We start from the raw sequence: 15,137 nt of genomic DNA on the forward strand, positions 1-15,137 counted from the left end.
CACGGAAAATGAACAAACAATCCTTCCGTGTTGCTCTGTGTCATCCGTGGTTGAAGAGGGTTTTTGAATATCTATATATATGCTTTAACCACGGAATACACGGATTACACGGAAAATGAACAAACAACCTTCCGTGTCGTTCCGTGTTATCCGTGGTTGAAGAGATATTTTGAATATCTATATATATGCTTTAACCACGGAATGCACGGATTACATGGAAATGAACAAACAATCCTTCCGTATCGCTCTATGTTGTCAATTTAATAAGTATTGTGGCTATCGATATTTATTATATTTAACAAGGTGTATTATTCTTTTCAGACTGTTGTCAATACTGAAACTCATATGAATCGAACAGATATTAAGAGATTTCGTGATATCCCAAATATCGGTGTGGCAATTGAAAAAGATCTGTTTGCCATTGGGCTGGAAGAGCCCTGTGAGCTAATTGGGCAAGATCCCTACAAAATGTACAGTGACCTGTGCAGCGTGACTCAAAAGCGTCATGATCCCTGCGTTATCGATGTTTTTATCTCTGCAGTAAGATTTATGCAGGGTGAGGCACCAAGAAAGTGGTGGGAGTTCTCTAATGAACGCAAACGTCACTTACTATCCATAACATAACTACCAGGATGCTCATGGGTACAAGTGTAGCTCAGATCAAGATGCGGCCAGCAGCCAATGGTCCGCTGTAAATCGCCATGATTATTGACAGGAATGAATATTCATTCTAGTCTTTGCATCCTATTAAAACCGGTGATCCAGCATTGATCACCGCTTGAATAAACCAGATGTGAGGTTAAACGTTGATGTCTAATTTGATAGGTAGGTATGGGTTATCGATTTGGCTTTTTGGTCTTCTGCTGCTGGGAGTCAGTGCTACTCAGGCAGCAGAGAAGATCGATGATTCTGCCGCTCTGAATGGCGTAAAAGCGACCAAGAGTGTGTTTCTTATCGATTTCACTAATCCCCGTAAGACCGCTTTCTATCTTGATATCATCCGCGGAACCCATGAAGGCCTGGTAAAGCAGGGAGTTACTCCCGATATGGTACTGGTCTTTATTGGTGAAACTGTGCGCTATCTAAGCACTGAGCCCGATGATGAATTGGAATTGGAGTTTGGTGATGAATTGAATGCCATCTCAGCGACAGCGAAAATCCTTAAACAGAAGGGTGTTCGCATGGAGGTCTGCGCGATCGCCAATCGTGTGTTTAAAGTGGAGAACAACACTGTATTGCCTGAAATGGATGTGGTGGGTGACGGTTTCATCTCCCTGATCGGTTGGCAGACCCAGGGGCATAAGTTGGTACCCATTTTTTAGTCAGTTTATACGTTACAGTACACTAGGGCCGATTCGAATCGTGTTAACAGGCCCTGGTGACATAACTGGCTATATTCAGGCCTGCTCTATTTCGGGACTTTTCTCAAGGATCGAGATCGCCGCTTTGCAATCAATACTAAAGTGTTGATCTGTTCGAATATCATCTCTGAAAAATAGGCCGGTTCTTTTTCTTGCAGTGGATTTGCAGCAAAAAAATCTGCTGCCGAATCCTTGGCGCAATCACTATTCAGAAGTCAAACCCCTGGCGTTGTGATGCTGCAGTTTGCCTGGAGTTGTCAATCCGTCTAGTCACTAACTTATTGTAAACAAACAGTTAATAGATTCCTGTATATCCATTTTATTGGTTGGAATGGTTGTTGCATAACTAGAGGTGGAGCCATATGGCAGGGATAAACAGGTGGGTAAAACTGGATTAACACTCAGTGCCCCGGATTCAACTGACCAGATTATTAAATAGGCAGTTTAACAGGTGCAAGCTCTTATCAGGGTGATCGCCGGAGATTGCGGATTATGAAAATAAGACGTTTTTTCGCTTCTGACATGCGACAGGCCTTGCGCCAGGTTAAAGAGGCATTGGGATCGGATGCGGTTATTCTCTCGAATAAGGGAGTAGAGGGAGGCATCGAGCTGGTAGCAGCGGTAGATTATGATGAGTCTGCCTTCAGCACTACCCAACCGACCTCCATAGAATCAAACGAACCAGAGATTAAGGGTAAAAAGGCAACTACCCACTCTGTTGCTGCTTCAGCTTATAAAGACGTTGAGGGGGGTGTAAAAAATATCTCCCCTAAGCGCAATGAGAGGCATCAGACCTTTGATACAGGCGAGGGTAGGGATAAACCTAAAGTGGAATGGAGCCAGGATCCAGTGTTGCGCGAGATGCGGCAGGAGATGCAGGCACTGCGCCGGATGATGGAAAATGAGTTATCCGAACTGACTTGGCGCGATATGGGCCATCGTCGTCCTCAAACACAAGAATTGATGCGGCAACTCATGGGACTTGGTTTGGATGCCGCCCATTGCCGTGAATTGGCCTATCGGGCAGAGGATGCTGAGACTCCTGAACTGGCCTGGAGACAGGCTTTGAATCATCTCGGTCGGGAATTTCTGGTTGAGCATGACGATCTGCTTAATGCCGGAGGTATTCTGGCTCTGGTCGGCCCAACCGGCGTTGGAAAGACAACAACCATCGCCAAACTGGCGGCAAAGTTTTGTCTACGCCATGGTAATCGCCATCTGGCACTGATTTCAGCGGACAGCTATCGCATTGGTGCTCAGGAACAGTTACAGAACTATGGTCAAATTCTGGATGTGCCTGTTCGCAGCGTCACTTCCCCTGAGGAGTTGAGTAGTGCTCTGCATGCATTTGCAGAAAAACGCCTGGTATTGATCGACACAGCAGGAATGGGTCAACGGGATCTGAAATTGACAGAGCGTCTAGCGCTCTTGAATCAGGGTAATCATCCGGTGAAGGCCTTACTGACACTCTCAGCGACTACACAGCGTAGCGCTCTGACTCACGCGATTCGTTCATTTGGTGCTATCTCACCTGTGGCTGCAATCCTGACAAAAATGGATGAAGCCGCCTCCCTCGGTGGTGTGTTTTCTGCGTTACTGGAAGCTAGGCTTCCCCTGGCGTTTACCACTGATGGCCAGCGGGTGCCTGAAGATATTCATGTTGCCCGATCCGAAGTACTAATAAGACAGGCTGTTGAAATGACGCAACAGACAGAACATCAACCCGATGAGGAGTATCTGGCTATGGCCTTCGGAGGAATGAGCGAACATGCAAATGTCTGAACATATCGAAGACCAGGCAACCGGACTACGTAGGATGGTTAACCCAGAACCTGTTAGAGTAATTGCTGTTACTGGCGGCAAGGGGGGCGTGGGTAAAACCAATATTTCCGCCAACCTGGGGATTGCCCTCTCCGAAATGGGACGGCGGGTGATGCTGTTGGATGCGGATATGGGTTTGGCTAATCTGGACGTGGTACTTGGATTACATGCTAAACTAAACCTCTCCCATGTGATGCGGGGTGAAGCTTCCCTTGAGGATATCATTGTCACCGGGCCAAAGGGTTTGCGGGTTGTACCGGGCGCCTCTGGTATTCAGCACATGGCGGAGATGTCACCAGCAGAAAATGCAGGATTGATTCATGCATTTAGTGAGCTGGCCAATGATGTGGACATATTGCTGATCGATACTGCAGCAGGTATTTCTGATTTGGTAATCAGCTTTAGCAGGGCGGCTCAGGAGCAGATTGTGGTTGTCTGTGACGAGCCAGCATCAATTACAGATGCCTATGCCATAATTAAACTATTAAATCGAGAGCATGGTATCAGTCGTTTTCGTATACTGGCCAATATGGTCAAAACTGTTCAGGAAGGACGCGATCTGTACAACAAGATGTGTCGGGTTACTGATCAGTATCTGGATGTTATGCTCAGCTACATGGGCAGTATTCCGTATGATGAGCAGCTCAGGAAAGCGGTGAAGAGTCAAAAACCGGTGGTTGAGGCCTTTCCGAGATCGAGAGTAGCGCAGGCGTTCAAGAATTTAGCCAAGAAGGCCGATAACTGGCCTGTACCAACTGGAGTCAGTGGTGATCTGCAGTTTTTTGTCGAACGCCTGATCCAATTTTCAAGCCAATATGGGGAGTAATGACGGTGAACGGTTTAGCGACATACACCGCCGTGCAAAAGCAGCAGAGCTACAATGACTTGGTTAACCAGCATGCAGGGCTGGTCAAAAGGATCGCCTATCATTTGATGAATCGATTGCCACCTAATGTGCAATCGGATGATCTGATCCAGGCAGGTATGCTGGGTTTGCTGGAAGCAAGCAAAAACTATGATCCCACTCAGGGTGCCAGTTTTGAGACCTATGCGGGTATCCGCATCAGGGGGGCCATGCTGGATGAGATCAGGCGTAGTGATTGGACGCCACGTTCTGTGCATCGTAAGGCACGCATGGTGGCCGAGGCGATGCGAGAAATCGAAAACACCGAGGGTCGAGATGCTCGGGATATCGAGGTGGCGCAGGCGCTTGAGATGAGCCTGGAGGATTATCATCAGATCCTGCAGGACTCAACCGGATGCCGGATATTCAGTCTGGATGAATTGACAGCAGTCAGTGATGGCTTTCCGGCTTCCCGTGAAGGCCCGATGGACAGCCCCTTTGAGGGTTTGCAGAAGGATGCCTTCAAGAAGGCGCTGGCTGAGGCTATAGCCAGTTTACCTGAACGGGAGCGATTGGTGATCGCTATGTATTATGACGATGAAATGAATCTTCGGGAGATCGGGCATGTGTTGGGTGTCAGTGAATCTCGGGTCTGCCAGATACACAGTCAGGCAACCTTGCGATTGCGCTCTAGACTGACAGAATGGCTCTCACTAGTGCACGAAGAAGAGTAGTAATTGGTTGGCCTGTAGATGCCGTGATTGGAGATGACCGGTAAAAAATACAGGAGGGAGTAAGCATTGGACAAAAATATGAAGATCCTCATTGTGGATGATTTCTCCACAATGCGGCGAATTATCAAAAACTTGCTGAGAGACTTGGGTTTCAACAATACCCAGGAGGCAGACGATGGCTTGACTGCATTGCCCATGTTGCAGAGCGGGAATTTCGATTTTCTCGTCTCAGACTGGAATATGCCTGGCATGACGGGTATCGATCTACTGAAGGCTGTGCGAGCAGATGAGAAACTGGCTGGCCTGCCAGTTCTTCTAGTGACAGCTGAGTCTAAACGCGAGCAGATTATTGAGGCGGCCCAGGCAGGCGTCAACGGTTATGTTGTAAAGCCCTTTACCGCAACCACCCTGGAAGAGAAGATCGGTAAGATCTTTGAACGCGTGGGTTAACCTTTTTTCTCCGGGAGTTTCTCACTATGGGGCAACAACAGGATAACCAGCTGCGTTTAGATACAGCCAAAGCGTTGGTCAGCAGTTTGGAATCAGGCGATGAAGAGGAGTCTGAAAGGCTGATCGCAGCACTGACCACTCCTACAAATAATGATCAACTGTTTCTTGAAGTCGGTCGTTTGACACGCGAGCTGCATGATGCGATCAACGGGTTTCTACTCGATGCACGCATCAACGATATGACCAGTTTTGAAATACCTGATGCCAAAGAACGGCTCAGTTATGTCATTACAATGACTGAGCAATCTGCGGATCGTACCCTGACAGCGGTTGAAAAGAGTATGCCGTTGGTTGAAGGCATTGAATCCCAATCCGCTGAATTATTGGAGCAGTGGGAGCGATTGCGTTCTCGTATGCTGAATAAGGATGACTTTAAGGATCTGAGTCTTTCTTTGTCTGAATATCTCGCCAAATCTAAAGAAGATGCCGCCAGTCTGCATAAAAACCTCTCTGACGTGCTAATGGCTCAGGACTTTCAGGATCTCACCGGCCAGATTATCCGTAAGGTGATCACACTGGTTCACGATGTTGAAGAGAAATTGGTAATGTTGGTCCGCATTACGGGCGATAAGTTTGACGAAGGGAGCGAGAAGAAGAGTAACGAAGAGTTGGCCGGTCCGGCGATTCCAGGTCTCGATCAAGGGGATCAAGTGACCAGTCAGGATGACGTGGATGATCTGCTCTCCAGCCTTGGATTTTAGTTATTCAGGTTTAGACCGATATATCAGTCAATAAGAATGGCAATATTCGGTAGTGTTACCGGGAGTGTTAGATGAGCATCGATGTCAACGACGAAATCCTTCAGGATTTTTTGGTCGAGGCAGGAGAAATTCTTGAGCTGCTTAGTGAGCAGTTGGTCGACCTTGAGCAGCAACCTGACGATTTTGATCTGCTCAACGCCGTTTTTCGTGGTTTCCATACCATCAAGGGTGGCGCAGGCTTTCTCACCATTGATCCTTTGGTTGAGGTTTGTCACCGCGCAGAAGACGTATTTAATATCCTGCGCCAAGGTCAGCGCAGTGTAGGGCCGGATTTAATGGATTCGGTGCTTGAAGTGCTGGATGTCGTGAATGCGATGTTCAATGATGTGCGCCAGGGGGTCATGCCCGATCATGCCGAACCCAGTCTCATTCAACGCCTGAATACATTTGCTGTGCCCGAAGGTGAGGAAGAGGAGCAGGAAGAGGTTGAGGAGGAAGCTGTCGAGGCGGTTGAAGAGCCGGCGCAGGCTGATTCCGAGGCAGAGACGGAAGATCTGAGTGAAAACGAATTCGAAGAGCTTCTTGATGCCATCCAGGAACCAGCTGAGACTACTGCCGCAAGTGACAATATCTCTGAGGATGAATTTGAATCGCTATTGGATGATCTCCACGGTAAGGGGAAGTTTACCGGTAAACCTAAAGCAGATGAAAAGAGTCAGAAAGCTGATTCGGATGATATTTCAGAAGATGAGTTCGAGAATATCCTTGATCAGATCCATGGCAAGGGCAAATTCGATCCCAATAAAGTAGCAGACAGTGAGCCTGAGAAGAAAAAAGCGGCAGGAAATGCCAGCGATGATATCTCTGAGGATGAGTTTGAGAATATTCTCGACCAGATTCACGGCTCGGGTAAATTCGATCCGAAAAAGGTAAAGCAGGAGGCCCCTGCAGCACCAAAGGCAAAACCTGCAGCGAAAAAGAAAGCTGTGGCGAAAAAGAAAGTTGCAGCGGCTAAAAAAGCACCTGCTCCAAAAGAGGCTCCCAAGCCTGCTGCCAAGTCCGAGCCCAAAGCTGCTGCAGAAAAGAAAGCGAAAGCTTCCGCAAAACCTGCTGCAAAAGGGGCTAAGCCTCCACAGGCAAACAAACCACCGGCAGAGACATCTGTTCGGGTGGATACCCAACGCCTCGACGATATTATGAATATGGTCGGTGAGCTTGTTCTGGTTCGTAATCGCCTGGCGACGTTGAAAGCGACTTTGAATGATGAACAAGTATCGAACGCAGTGGGTAATCTCGATGTGGTGACCTCGGATCTGCAACTGGCAGTGATGAAAACCCGCATGCAGCCGATCAAAAAAGTTTTCGGTCGTTTTCCCCGTGTTGTGCGGGATCTGGCTCGTAGCCTTAAAAAAGAGATCGACCTGGAGATGCAGGGTGAAGATACCGATCTGGATAAGAACCTGGTCGAGGCGTTAGCCGATCCCCTGGTGCATCTGGTGAGAAATTCAGTCGACCATGGTATCGAACAGCCGGAAGAACGTGAGCAAAAAGGAAAGCCCAGACGGGGTACCGTGGTACTGTCCGCTGCACAGGAAGGCGACCATATTCTGCTCTCTATTGCCGATGATGGTAAGGGGATGGATCCTGACGTATTACGTGAGAAGGCTGTTGAAAAGGGCATGATGGATGCTGATGCAGCTGCCAGGTTGGATGATAGGGAGTGTTTTAACCTGATTTTTGCACCCGGTTTTTCCACCAAGACTGAGATTTCCGATGTTTCGGGGCGCGGTGTTGGAATGGATGTAGTAAAGACACGTATTGCCCAGATGAACGGTTCAGTTGAGATCGACTCGGAATGGGGACAAGGCAGTATCATTATCATCAAACTGCCATTGACCCTGGCAATATTGCCGACCCTGATGGTGTTGCTGAACGATCAACCTTTCGCCCTACCTTTAGCCAGTGTTGTGGAGATCTTTAATCTCGATCTCAAGCGTACCCATGTTGTTGATGGGCAACTGACCATCATGGTAAGAGAGCGTGCGCTACCGTTGTTCTATCTACGAAACTGGCTGAGACCCAAAAACCCACTGACCACTGAAGAGAAGGGCAATGGGCATGTGGTAATTGTGAATGTAGGTAATTTGCAGGTTGGTTTGGTAGTCGATCATTTGATCGGGCAAGAGGAGGTTGTGATCAAGCCTTTAGGGGCTTTACTGCAAGGTCTTGAAGGTATGGCTGGCGCCACTATCACAGGTGATGGAAAAATCGCATTGATCATGGATGTACCTGGTTTGATGCGAAAAAATGTTAAGAAATTTTAATTAATCGGTTTTTGACGGGGTGTTGCATAACGCTGAGAAAGCTTGGGTTGCTGCCCGTCTCTGAGACTAAAGTGGTTTTTAAGAGGGAATATGGGCGCCAAAGTGCGAGTATTGATTGTCGATGACTCCGCCTTTTTCCGTAATCGTGTGGCGGCGGCACTGCAAACCGCTAGTGACATAGAGGTTGTTGGCTTCGCTGCGAATGGTGCAGAGGCAATCAGGCAGAATAGATCTTTAAAACCCGATGTGGTGACGATGGATGTCGAGATGCCTGTGATCGATGGGATTACGGCAGTTCGTAAAATCATGGCAGAGATGCCAACCAGAATCCTGATGTTTTCTGCTGTAACCACCGAAGGTGCCAGGGAGACGCTTGATGCATTGGATGCCGGGGCCATGGATTTTCTGCCAAAGGAGATGAATAATCCGGTTTCAGGTGCGGAAGAGACCGCAAAGGAGCTACTCGAACGGGTGCGGAATTTAGGTAAATCCTCTATGTCCAGATCTCGCTCCAGTGTCAAAGATTATCTCAGTCAATCTTCCCGTGTATCTCCAATCAAGCAGGCTGCTCCTTCATTCACGAGTAACCCTGAAATGGTGGCAATTGGTGCATCGACAGGTGGACCGGTTGCACTTCGTCAGATATTAAGTGCGTTGCCAAGAAATTTTCCGTTGCCTGTAGTTGCAGCTGTACATATGCCGGGCAGTTTTACCACAGCTTATGCGGAACGACTTGATGTTGCCTGTTCCATAAAGGTCAAAGAGGCAGTGGATCGTGACAGACTGGTTCCAGGGGAGGGGTTGATCGCGCCCGGTGGAAAACAGTTGCGCATTGTGAGAGGTGCTGGGGGCTACCAGATCCGGATTTCCGAAGCCCTGCCTGGGGAGATCTACCATCCAAGTGTCGATGTTTTTCTTTCATCGGTTGCGGAAAGTTATCGGGGTAATGCACTGGGACTAATATTAACGGGTATGGGAGCCGATGGTCTTGAAGGGGCAAAAAAGTTGAAAAATACGGGTGCCTCCCTTTGGAGTCAGGACGAGAAAAGCTGTGTGGTCTACGGTATGCCACAAGCTGTTGAGAAGGCAGGTCTGTCCGATCGGGTTCTGGGTCTGGATGAGATGGGTCCATTGCTAGCGAGACTGAAATGAGAGTCGACTTTCTGAGTTTTATCGGAATTCTGGTCGCTTTTCTGGCGATACTTGGTGGTAATTGGCTAGAAGGGGGGCATATGGACTCCCTGGTCAATGGTCCTGCTATGGTGATTGTCATCGGCGGTACGATTGGCGCCATTTTGCTACAGACGCCTGTGCCGGTCTTTTGGCATGCACTACGCCTCTCCGGACGTGTCTTTCTACCAGCCAAGCTCGATATGCGCACAACCATAGATAAGTTGGTGCAGTGGAGCAATATTGCAAGAAAAGAGGGGCTGCTGGGTTTAGAGACGATCGCTGATGAAGAGCCTGACCCTTTTATCCGTAAAGGTATGCAGCTGTTGGTAGATGGCAGTGAGCCCGATGCGCTTCGTTCTATTCTTGAGATGGAAGTGGATGCCAGTGAGCAATACGATATCCAGGCATCCAAGGTATTCGAGGGAATGGGAGGATATTCACCTACAATTGGCATTATCGGTGCGGTAATGGGATTGATTCATGTGATGCAGAATCTGGCTGATCCCAGCAAGTTGGGTAGTGGTATTGCTACAGCTTTCGTTGCAACGATATACGGGGTTGGACTCGCGAATCTGTTCCTCTTGCCAATCGCTTCAAAACTGAAGACGCAATCGGAACAGATATCTACATTTCGAGAGATGGTGATAGAGGGTGTTATCGGCATCGCTGAGGGCGACAACCCTCGCAGTATCGAAACCAAATTGAAAGGGTTTCTGCAATGAATATCCTTTGTAAATGGTCAAGTAGGGTCGGCTAGTCATGGGCAGAAGACGCAAACGCCAGGAAGAGCCCGTTAACCACGAACGCTGGATTGTCTCCTATGCGGATTTCGTGACCCTGCTGTTTGCATTTTTTGTGGTCATGTATTCGGTCTCTTCAGTGAATGAAGGTAAATACCGAGTGTTATCTCAAACCCTCACCCATGCATTTCAGGAATCCCAGCGTAGTCTGGAACCGATTCAGGTTGGTGAACTTGCCCGTAGCCGTGGGGATACCCCGGGTCTGGGACAGGAGAGCGCATTGATCGAAGGTGAACTTCGCCAGGGACCAGGTATGGAGAATCGTCTGGGCCTGGATCAGGCGGTTGGAAAAGAGGTGATACCCGATCTGCCAAGCAATGAGACCCAGCGACTCAGTTTTTTAGCCGCCACCATCGAGGATATGTTGAGCGACTATGTCGACCAGGAGCTGGTTGATGTCAGTTTCAGCGAGGATCGGGTGGTGGTGAACATGAAGGATAAGATGTTGTTCCCCAGTGCCAGTGCCCATCTTTCAAGGGCTGCGGTAAAGGCCCTCAGAGAAATCAGCAAGGTGTTGGCAGCAGTTCCCAACCAGATCCAAGTGGAAGGCAATACTGATAACCGTCCGATCAACACCGAAGAGTTTCCATCCAATTGGGAGTTATCAGCTGCTCGTGCTGCCAGTGTTGTGCACTTGATGAGCCGAACCGGTGTTACTCCAGATCGTATGTCTGCAGTCGGTTATGCTGAGCATAGGCCTGTCTCAGGTAACAATACAGAGCAGGGAAGAGCTAAAAATCGTCGCGTTACCCTGGTGATCCTGGGTATGAATGGTAAGCAGGATCGAACCATCGATCTACCGGGAAGTGGCGGATGAAGATCTGGACCGTCGCCAATCAGAAAGGGGGGGTGGGAAAAACCACCACAACGGTCTCATTGGGAGGGCTATTGGCCCAATGGGGGTTGCGTACCCTGTTGGTTGATATCGATCCACACGCCTCTCTGACCAGTTATTTTCGATACGACCCTGATGGGCTTGAAGAGAGTGTCTACAGCTTGTTTAAAGGCGTGGCACAGAAGCAGACTGTTGATCCTCTTGGGCTGATTCACCCCACAGGTACTGAAGGGCTGGATTTAATGCCGGCTGAAATGGCATTGGCCACACTTGATCGGCAGGCAGGCAAACTGGATGGCATGGGGTTGGTCATCAAACAGGCGATGAGCCAGCTTAGTGACCGCTATGATCATGTTTTACTCGATTGTCCGCCTATATTAGGCGTGCTGATGATCAACGCACTGGCTGCATGTGATCACCTGATTATCCCAGTACAAACAGAATTTCTTGCTCTAAAAGGGCTGGAGCGCATGTTACATACCCTTGATATGGTTACCAAGTCCAGACAGATCCCTCTGCCCTACCATATAGTGCCAACGATGTTTGATCGTCGTACAAGGGCCTCCATTGATAGTATTAGAGTGATGAGAGAGAGTTATCCTGAGCATGTATGGCATAGCCTGATACCTGTGGATACACTTTTTCGTGAAGCCAGTAAGGCGGGTATACCTCCTGCTCTGTTTGCACCTCAGAGCCATGGAACACTGGCTTACGGTAAGTTACTCGAAGAGTTACTGAATGATCACGAGACACTACCGAAAGCGGGAGCTGGTGCATGAGTATGCCATCAGATAAGTCTCGCTTGAAACCGGTCGCAAACAAAATAGAGGAACCGGACAACGCGCTAAAGAGTTACCTCGATACGCTATTGCTGGAGATTGACACAATTCCAGACAAAAGCGTGAAGGTTAAAGAGCCTCCTCCTGTTGCCGATATTATAGTGGAGGAACAGACAGAAGTGACCCAGCTGTCAGAGCCGGAGCTTGCAGAGTCTGTTCAGATCCAGCCACAACAAGCGTCAGGGTTGCCGGATTGGGTTGAAAATGAGTTTCAGGTGCTGCTATTCAAAGTCAATGGCATCACCATGGGTATCCCCCTCAATGCATTAAAGGGGATTCTCAACTACAGTGGAGAGGCAAGTCAGCTACCTGGCCAACCTGTTTGGTCATTAGGTGTCGTTCTTAATCGGGAAGAGAAAGTGGTTGTAATAGACTCAGCCCGCTTATTGATGCCGGAACGGTTGACTGTAGATGATCGGGTAAAACCGCAGCAGCTCTTGATCATAGGCGAGGGCGATCGTGCATTGGCTGTGGACAGTATCTGTAATACTTTGAGTATTGAAAAGGATGAGGTACGTTGGCGTAGTGGGGTGCCTAATAAACCCTGGTATGCAGGTATTATCATCCAAGAGTTGAGTGTTCTGCTCGACGTAGATGGGGTTTTAGGGTTGCTTGCAGCCTGAGTGTAGATGACATGAGATCGGTGCTTCAACGAAAAATCAGAAGTTCAGTGAGCTTTAGAGGTGTAGACCATGAGTGTAGATGATGATGAGAGTGGTGGTAGTCCACTGATTCAATTTGTTACTTTCATCCTGATGGATGAGGTTTATGGCATCAATGTCATGCAGGTACAGGAAGTATTAAGGGTGACTGAGATCGCTCCAGTACCTGGGGCACCGAGTTATGTCCTGGGTATAGTTAACCTGCGCGGTAACGTGGTTACCGTTATAGACACGAGAAAGCGTTTTGGTCTGCCTTCGGTTGAGGTCAACGATGCCAGTCGCGTTATTGTGATCGAATCAGAGAAGCAGGTTGTCGGTATTCTGGTCGATGCAGTAGCTGAAGTTGTTGAACTCAGTGAAGATCAGATTGATGTGGCGCCCAATGTAGGAACAGAAGAGAGTTCCCGCTACATCCAGGGAGTTGCCACCCAAGATAAAAGGTTACTGATTCTGGTCGATCTGAATAAACTGCTTACCGATGAGGAGTGGCAGGAAATCAGCATGTACTAGACTTGCATACAGGATCTGTTGCTGAAAACAATTTAACAGCTATTTTTAATGGATTAGACTGCTTTTGGTAAAAAGGCACCAGCTATGCCTGAAATTGGAGAACAAAGTCCACTCAATCCTCTCTACCCGGTAAAGCCGGCAAAGGCCCCTATGCGCCGTGATCGTCCAAAACGGAAGGATGAACAGGAGAATCAGGAGCAGCAGAAGCCTAAACAAGACAAAGGTAATGGAAAGCCACATATTGATGAGTATGCTTGATGACTAAACTGCTGCAGAGACTGCACCCTGGTATTAAGATAGTAGGTGTTATCGCCAGGGTGAACTATGGCAGGTAGTTCAATTTTATTCTGGTTCGTTTTACTTCCGCTGGCAATGCTGCTTGCCGCGTTTTTGGGCTATCTCTTTATCATTGATCGTAGGAGAAAAGAGCGCCTGGCCCAACAAAGTAAAGAGATCCAAACCCTGAAACAGACTGTTGCTGCGCTTTGTTCCAGCGCTGTTGGTGTCGACAGGCGTGTGAATCGGCTGGAACGACAGGGGCGTGATCTTGAAGAGCGACAGGAAAATATTGAACAGTCGAACCTGCAGGGTGATCCACCATACAGTGATGCTATCAGTATGGTTCGTGCCGGTGCCGGTCCGGAACAATTGATTGAAGAGCTGGGCATCAGCCGTGATGCGGCAGATCTGATTATTATGATTCATGGTGTAAAGCAGGAAGATGCTTAAGTCATGATGAGCTCTGCGACCAAATAGTTTATTCAAAATCATTGCTGTCCCACTTACTTTAACTAATACGGTTGTAACTGATTCATTGCTGTTGGTTTCTATCGCTGATTGAGAATTGAGACATGAAAAAGCATTGTAAAGCAGAGGGTCACGGCAAGAAAAACTTACAAGTCATCAGTATCTTAAATGGGTGGGAGAGGGGCCGGGGGAGAGGGGGAGAATGAACGCCCTATTTTCTCCAACAATCAGCAAGAAAAATATGAACGATCAATGCGGTTTTATCTTTCAACCACATGAAACGCTCCGCGTACACCCTCTCCCCAACCCCTCTCCCGTAAAGGGAGAGGGGCTTTCAGAGTTGTTCTGAAAAGATTGAAAGTTAATGGGGCAGCAGTGATTCAAAATACAGATTTGATCTCCTCTAAAACCCCACTCTTAGGTTTTGCCGCATACAGCGGAACAGGAAAAACTACGCTGTTGAAACAGTTAATTCCGCTTATCAAAGAGTCCGGAATGCGAGTGGGTGTCATTAAGCATGCCCACCATAAGGTAGAGGTGGATCAACCAGGTAAGGATAGTTACGAATTACGCAAGGCGGGTGCTGGTCGGGTTCTACTGGCCACCTCTCAACATTGGGCCTTAATGGTGGATGAACCACACCCAAAGGAACCAGAATTGCCTGAATTGTTGCAGAGACTCGACTGTCGGGAAATTGATCTTGTCGTGGTGGAGGGGTTCAGGCATCTCGATTTCCCCAAAATAGAGCTACATCGCCCTGCATTGGGCAAGCCACTACTATTTCCTGATGATCCCTCTGTTATTGCAGTAGCCACTGATGCACCAATTGAACAACAGAGCGAGTTGCCAATACTTGATCTAAATGATTTAAGTGAAATCGCAAAGTTTGTCGAAGAGTATTGTGCCAGTTACTAACAAGATAAAAGTACCTGGTTACACACTATGCTCAGCTAAAGAATCTAAACTTTGATATGGTGTTGCAGGTGGCTATTCGTTCAAGTTAGGCGCACTGTTTTAAGTCCACTTGGTGGGGCATGGCCCCACCCTACCGGTTTGGGTCAAGTGTTGTGAATGTTTGAATTAAGCGTAGGGTGGGGCCATGCCCCACCAAAGAAGGTTGGTTACTGTTTCTCTGCAGAGATATAACAAATCCAACCGGCATCAGCTTCGCCTTCCTCAACAGGGACAAATATACCATCTGCTTCACCGTCGTCATCGAATCCCTGCCAATAGAAGGTAATCTTTTTAAACCCAACCTCTTCCAACAGCTCGCGAA

General features: G+C 48.2%; 17 protein-coding genes. All 17 read left to right on the forward strand.

Annotated features, from left to right (window positions below):
• Positions 1-345: 345 nt before the first annotated feature.
• The 17 genes from AC4IFB_RS04130 to mobB all read left to right on the forward strand — a co-directional run bounded on the left by AC4IFB_RS04130 (position 346) and on the right by mobB (position 14,776).
• Positions 346-624: a helix-hairpin-helix domain-containing protein gene (locus AC4IFB_RS04130; RefSeq protein ID WP_490775603.1), complete on the forward strand. Its 279-nt coding sequence runs from the start codon at positions 346-348 to the stop codon at positions 622-624.
• Between the two features lie 185 nt (positions 625-809).
• Positions 810-1,322, forward strand: a complete 513-nt coding sequence (locus AC4IFB_RS04135) for a DsrE family protein (RefSeq protein ID WP_490775604.1) — start codon at positions 810-812, stop codon at positions 1,320-1,322.
• 531 nt (positions 1,323-1,853) lie between these two features.
• On the forward strand, positions 1,854-3,143 hold the full coding sequence (flhF, locus tag AC4IFB_RS04140) for a flagellar biosynthesis GTPase FlhF (protein ID WP_490775605.1): 1,290 nt from the start codon (positions 1,854-1,856) through the stop codon (positions 3,141-3,143).
• Positions 3,130-4,008 (forward strand): MinD/ParA family ATP-binding protein, encoded by an 879-nt coding sequence (locus AC4IFB_RS04145; RefSeq protein ID WP_490775606.1) that lies wholly within the window; start codon positions 3,130-3,132, stop codon positions 4,006-4,008. Before flhF ends, AC4IFB_RS04145 begins: the two co-directional genes overlap by 14 nt.
• A gap of 5 nt (positions 4,009-4,013) precedes the next feature.
• Positions 4,014-4,760, forward strand: a complete 747-nt coding sequence (locus AC4IFB_RS04150) for an RNA polymerase sigma factor FliA (RefSeq protein ID WP_490775607.1) — start codon at positions 4,014-4,016, stop codon at positions 4,758-4,760.
• 78 nt (positions 4,761-4,838) lie between these two features.
• A complete protein-coding gene (cheY, locus tag AC4IFB_RS04155) occupies positions 4,839-5,210 on the forward strand; it encodes a chemotaxis response regulator CheY (protein WP_490779465.1) in 372 nt (123 codons plus the stop codon).
• A gap of 26 nt (positions 5,211-5,236) precedes the next feature.
• Entirely contained in the window at positions 5,237-5,971 is a 735-nt protein-coding gene (locus AC4IFB_RS04160; protein ID WP_490775609.1) for a protein phosphatase CheZ, read from the forward strand.
• Positions 5,972-6,042: 71 nt separating this feature from the next.
• Complete coding sequence (locus tag AC4IFB_RS04165; RefSeq protein ID WP_490779466.1) at positions 6,043-8,295, forward strand: chemotaxis protein CheA; 2,253 nt, start codon at positions 6,043-6,045, stop codon at positions 8,293-8,295.
• A gap of 90 nt (positions 8,296-8,385) precedes the next feature.
• Entirely contained in the window at positions 8,386-9,447 is a 1,062-nt protein-coding gene (locus AC4IFB_RS04170) for a protein-glutamate methylesterase/protein-glutamine glutaminase (RefSeq protein ID WP_490779467.1), read from the forward strand.
• On the forward strand, positions 9,444-10,190 hold the full coding sequence (locus AC4IFB_RS04175) for a flagellar motor protein (RefSeq protein ID WP_490775612.1): 747 nt from the start codon (positions 9,444-9,446) through the stop codon (positions 10,188-10,190). Before AC4IFB_RS04170 ends, AC4IFB_RS04175 begins: the two co-directional genes overlap by 4 nt.
• 37 nt (positions 10,191-10,227) lie before the next feature.
• Positions 10,228-11,085 (forward strand): flagellar motor protein MotD, encoded by an 858-nt coding sequence (gene motD / locus AC4IFB_RS04180; protein ID WP_490775613.1) that lies wholly within the window; start codon positions 10,228-10,230, stop codon positions 11,083-11,085.
• Positions 11,082-11,882 carry a ParA family protein gene (locus AC4IFB_RS04185; RefSeq protein WP_490775614.1) on the forward strand — a complete coding sequence of 267 codons (801 nt, stop codon included), beginning with the start codon at positions 11,082-11,084 and terminating at the stop codon, positions 11,880-11,882. The genes motD and AC4IFB_RS04185 overlap by 4 nt, the downstream gene beginning before the upstream one ends.
• Entirely contained in the window at positions 11,879-12,565 is a 687-nt protein-coding gene (locus tag AC4IFB_RS04190) for a chemotaxis protein CheW (RefSeq protein ID WP_490779468.1), read from the forward strand. The genes AC4IFB_RS04185 and AC4IFB_RS04190 overlap by 4 nt, the downstream gene beginning before the upstream one ends.
• A gap of 69 nt (positions 12,566-12,634) precedes the next feature.
• Entirely contained in the window at positions 12,635-13,114 is a 480-nt protein-coding gene (locus AC4IFB_RS04195; protein WP_490775616.1) for a chemotaxis protein CheW, read from the forward strand.
• 84 nt (positions 13,115-13,198) lie between these two features.
• Positions 13,199-13,372, forward strand: coding sequence for a hypothetical protein (locus AC4IFB_RS04200; protein WP_490775617.1), 174 nt, complete (start codon positions 13,199-13,201; stop codon positions 13,370-13,372).
• A 66-nt stretch (positions 13,373-13,438) separates the two neighbouring features.
• Complete coding sequence (locus AC4IFB_RS04205) at positions 13,439-13,843, forward strand: DUF2802 domain-containing protein (protein WP_490775618.1); 405 nt, start codon at positions 13,439-13,441, stop codon at positions 13,841-13,843.
• A gap of 393 nt (positions 13,844-14,236) precedes the next feature.
• Positions 14,237-14,776 (forward strand): molybdopterin-guanine dinucleotide biosynthesis protein B, encoded by a 540-nt coding sequence (gene mobB, locus AC4IFB_RS04210; protein WP_490779469.1) that lies wholly within the window; start codon positions 14,237-14,239, stop codon positions 14,774-14,776.
• The last annotated feature ends 361 nt before the right edge of the window (positions 14,777-15,137 follow it).

It is taken from the genome of Candidatus Thiodiazotropha sp. AKIB8 (assembly GCF_058244675.1).